General features: G+C 66.6%; 4 protein-coding genes. All 4 read left to right on the top strand.

Going from position 1 to position 3,972, the window contains the following annotated elements:
* The coding region (locus PLN84_RS12680; protein WP_348532139.1) for a S16 family serine protease at positions 1 to 449 on the top strand (449 nt) is incomplete at its 5' end.
* A gap of 5 nt (positions 450 to 454) precedes the next feature.
* Entirely contained in the window at positions 455 to 1,627 is a 1,173-nt protein-coding gene (gene nifS / locus PLN84_RS12675; protein ID WP_348532138.1) for a cysteine desulfurase NifS, read from the top strand.
* Positions 1,628 to 2,974, top strand: coding sequence for a phosphomannomutase/phosphoglucomutase (locus PLN84_RS12670; RefSeq protein ID WP_292383631.1), 1,347 nt, complete (start codon positions 1,628 to 1,630; stop codon positions 2,972 to 2,974).
* 422 nt (positions 2,975 to 3,396) lie between these two features.
* Positions 3,397 to 3,687 carry an ATP cone domain-containing protein gene (locus PLN84_RS12665; protein WP_292383629.1) on the top strand — a complete coding sequence of 97 codons (291 nt, stop codon included), beginning with the start codon at positions 3,397 to 3,399 and terminating at the stop codon, positions 3,685 to 3,687.
* Positions 3,688 to 3,972: the final 285 nt, after the last annotated feature.

The raw sequence follows: 3,972 nt of genomic DNA, 5'->3' as shown, positions 1-3,972 counted from the left end.
AGGGCGACTCCGCGTCGAGCACCGAGCTCTACGCCCTCCTCTCGGCGCTCTCGGGCCTCCCCGTAAAGCAGTATCTCGCCATCACGGGCTCGGTGAACCAGAAGGGCGAGGTCCAGGCGATCGGCGGGGTGAACGAGAAACTGGAAGGGTTCTACGAGGTCTGTAAGGCGAAAGGCCTCAACGGCAACCAGGGAGTCCTTATCCCGGCAAGCAACGTCCAGAACCTGATGCTCAAAGAGGAGGTCGTCGAGGCGGCGAAAGCCGGGAAGTTCCGGATCTATCCGGTGCGGACGATCGACGAGGGGATCGAGGTCCTCACAGGCGTCCCGGCGGGCACGCGCCGGGAGGACGGGACGTATGAAGAGGGGACGGTGAACCACCTCGTGGACCGGCGGCTCCGGGAGATGGCGGAGGCGATGCGCGGGTTCCAGCCGATGGCGGCGAAGTGACGGAGATGGAGCGGAAACGGACAGTCTACATGGACCATGCGGCGACGACGCCGACGCGGCCGGAGGTCGCCCGCGCGATGCTCCCCTACTTCTCGGAACGGTTCGGGAACCCTTCCTCGCTCTACGCCCTCGCCCGCGAGGCGAAGGAGGCGGTCGAGGAGGCGCGGGGACGAGTGGCGGCGGCGATCGGCGCGGCACCCGAAGAGGTCTTCTTCACCTCCGGGGGGACGGAGGCCGACAACTGGGCGATCAAAGGGGTGGCGGCGGCGAACCGGAAGAAGGGCGACCATATCGTCACCTCGTCGATCGAGCACCACGCGGTCCTCCACCCCTGCCGGGCCCTCGAGAAGCAGGGCTACCGGGTCACCTACCTCCCGGTCGACGAGTTCGGCCGGGTTGAACCGGGAGCCGTCGAGGAGGCGATCACCGATAAGACCATCCTCGTCTCGGTGATGGCGGCAAACAACGAGATCGGGACGGTCCAGCCCGTGGCGGCGATCAGCGAGATAGCACACGACCACGGCGTCCTGTTCCACACCGACGCCGTTCAGGCGATCGGGGCAATCCCGGTCGACGTGGATGCGATGGGGGCCGACCTCCTCGCCATATCCGCCCACAAGTTCGGCGGGCCGAAGGGGACGGGAGCGCTGTATATCCGACGGAAAACCCGGATCGGGACGTTCATGGACGGCGGGGCGCAGGAGCGCGGCCGCCGGGCCGGGACCGAGAACGTCCCCGGGATCGTGGGGATGGGGCGCGCGATCGAGCTTGCGGTCGGCGAGATGCCGCAGAACGCCCCCCGGCTCGCCGCGATGCGCGATCGGCTGATCCGGGGGATCCTCGACGCCGTCCCGGATACCCGGCTGAACGGCCACCCGACCGAGCGGCTCGCAAACAACGTCAACGTCGCGTTCCGCTACGTCGAGGGGGAGTCGATCCTGCTCATGCTCGACGCCCTCGGCATCGCGGCCTCGACCGGGAGCGCCTGCACCTCGGCGTCGCTTGAGCCCTCGCACGTCCTCACGGCCTGCGGCCTTCCGCCCGAACACGCCCACGGCTCGCTCCGGCTCACCCTCGGCCACCGGAACACCGAGGAGGACGTCGACTACGTCCTCGAAGTGCTGCCCGGCATCATCGGGCGGCTGCGGGAGATCTCGCCGCTCCGGGGGGAGGCGTGAATGGCCGGGATCTTCAAGGCTTATGACATCCGGGGGCGCTACCCGGACGCCCTCGACGAGGCGACGGCGGAGCGGATCGGGAACGCTTTTGTCGGGCTCCTCGCGGCGGAGCGGATCGTCGTCGGGAGGGACATGCGGCTCTCGTCGGCGTCGCTTTCCCGGGCATTCACTCGCGGGGCGGTCGCGGCCGGGGCGGAGGTCGCCGATGCCGGCGAGGTGAGCACCCCGCTCCTCAACTACGCCGTTGCGGCCGGGGGATTCGACGGCGGGGCGATGGTGACGGCCTCCCACCTCCCGGGGGATATGAACGGGCTCAAGCTGGACCGGGAGAACGCCATCCCCCTCTCCGGTGACCGGGACCTCCCTTTGCTTGAAGCACGGGTCGAGGAGGAGCCGGTCGCCCGGGCCGGCGGGTCCTGCCGCCGGATCGCTATGCTCGACTCCTACATCGGGAAGGTGGCCGGGTTCGTCCGGAACCCGCGGCCGCTCACGATCGTCGTGGATGCGGGCAACGGCATGGCCGGGCCGGAGGTGCCCCGGCTCTTTGAGCGGGTCCCGGCGTGGCAGCTGGTACCGATGTATCTCGAGCCCGACGGGCGGTTCCCCCACCACCACGCAAACCCGCTCGACCCCGAGACCACCCGCGAGCTCCAGGACCGGGTCGTGGCCGAGGGCGCGGACTTCGGGATCGCGTTCGACGGCGACGCCGACCGGTGCGGGTTCATCGATGAGCGGGGCGAGCGCGTCCGGGAGGACCTGGTGACCGGCCTCGTCGCGGCATACCTGCTCGAAGAGAACCCGGGGGCGGCGATCCTCTACGACCTCCGGTCGAGCCGGGCGGTCGTCGAGGCGATCGAGCAGGCCGGAGGGAGGGCGGTCCGGTCAAGGGTGGGCCACGCCTTCATCAAGGCCCGGATGCGCGAGGAGGACGCCCTCTTTGCCGGGGAGCTCTCCGGGCACTACTACTACCGGGAGATGGGCTTCACCGACAACGGGCTCGTGACGATGGTCCTCGTCGCAAACATCATCGCCGCGAGCGGCAAGACACTCTCGGAACTCATCCGGCCGCTCGACCGCTACCCTTCGACCGGGGAGATCAACCTCCGGGTGAGCGATCCGGCGGCGGTCTTTGCGGTGCTTGAGGCGCACTACCGGGACGCGGACCAGGACCACCTCGACGGGCTGACGGTGGGCTACCCGGACTGGTGGTTCAACATCCGCCGGTCCCACACCGAGCCGGTGGTGCGGCTGAACCTGGAGGCGGAGACGAAGGCCCTGATGGATGAGAAGGTGCAGGAGGTGCTCTCGGCCATCAAGAGGGCCGACCCGGGCGTTCAGGTGGTGTAGAGAGGACCGCTTTTGAGAACGGCAGCGGTTCCATAGACCGGGACGCCTGTTTCCGGGCCCGTAACTTCGTCCGGTCAGAGCGCCCGGCACATAACCGGGCGGTCCTGGGTTAACCGTCGCCGACACTCTCCTCTGCATCGGCGCCGCCGGGTAGTATCGACCACGCAGGAGAGTCGTTCAGAACTTTGTCGCACAAGAAGGCGCCGTTCATCCATTGCTCCGGTGGGAAGAACGTGATGGCCGGCAGCCGCAACTTATAAGTATCCGATATCCCACTGTTGCCCGGCAGGCTGCAGCTTGCAACCGGAGCGGGGCCGGATGAATCTTCCGGAGATCGTTATCCGGGGGAAGAGAACCGGGATACAACGGGCACCCGGACCCCGCGCCGGGAAGGCAGAACGGATATTGATGTGGTGATGAGAATGGCAGAACAGCAGCAGATGGAGTCCCGGTCCTGGCAGGAGACCATGGTCCGGAAGAGCAACAACCAGGAGGAGCAGTTCAACCCTGACAAGATCAGGAGGTCGATCCAGAACGCCGGGGCAGACCAGCAACTGGCGGACGAGATCACCCAGCAGATCCAGGGGAGCACGCACAGCGGAATGACGACCTCTGAGATCGACAACAGCGTCCAGGATATCCTCAAGCAGAGGGATTCAAACGCCTACAACAACTGGATGCAGTGGAAACAGCAGCACCAGAAGATGCAGTAAGGAGTTTCCCGGAGCGTTTCGCAGGCAGCCCCATAGACAGGCGCCGGAGGCCGCCCCCAGGTTTAGACGGCGGAGTTCCGGACGTTACGCCTGTCGGGCATGTGGATGCCCTGCAGAACGCGCACAATGTTTTTATGATCAAAGAACAATATTTATATGCAGTCAGAGTCCGGGATTTCCCGATCATTCGAACTAAACGCGCCATTTCCAGATTCAGGCCGGCTGCATCACAATTCTCGGGCCCGTAGCTTAGTCCGGTCAGAGCGCCCGGCTCATAACCGGGCG

This window comes from Methanoculleus sp. (genome assembly GCF_035363275.1).
Taxonomy (GTDB): Archaea; Halobacteriota; Methanomicrobia; order Methanomicrobiales; family Methanoculleaceae; genus Methanoculleus.
This window is presented reverse-complemented; position numbering and strand designations above follow the sequence as displayed.

What these genes read in the sequence shown, in the direction of transcription:
- PLN84_RS12670 (WP_292383631.1), top strand. Translation starts at nt 1,628, where the DNA reads ATGGCCGGGATCTTCAAGGCTTATGACATCCGGGGGCGCTACCCGGAC.
- PLN84_RS12665 (WP_292383629.1), top strand. Translation starts at nt 3,397, where the DNA reads ATGGCAGAACAGCAGCAGATGGAGTCCCGGTCCTGGCAGGAGACCATG.
- nifS (WP_348532138.1), top strand. Translation starts at nt 455, where the DNA reads ATGGAGCGGAAACGGACAGTCTACATGGACCATGCGGCGACGACGCCG.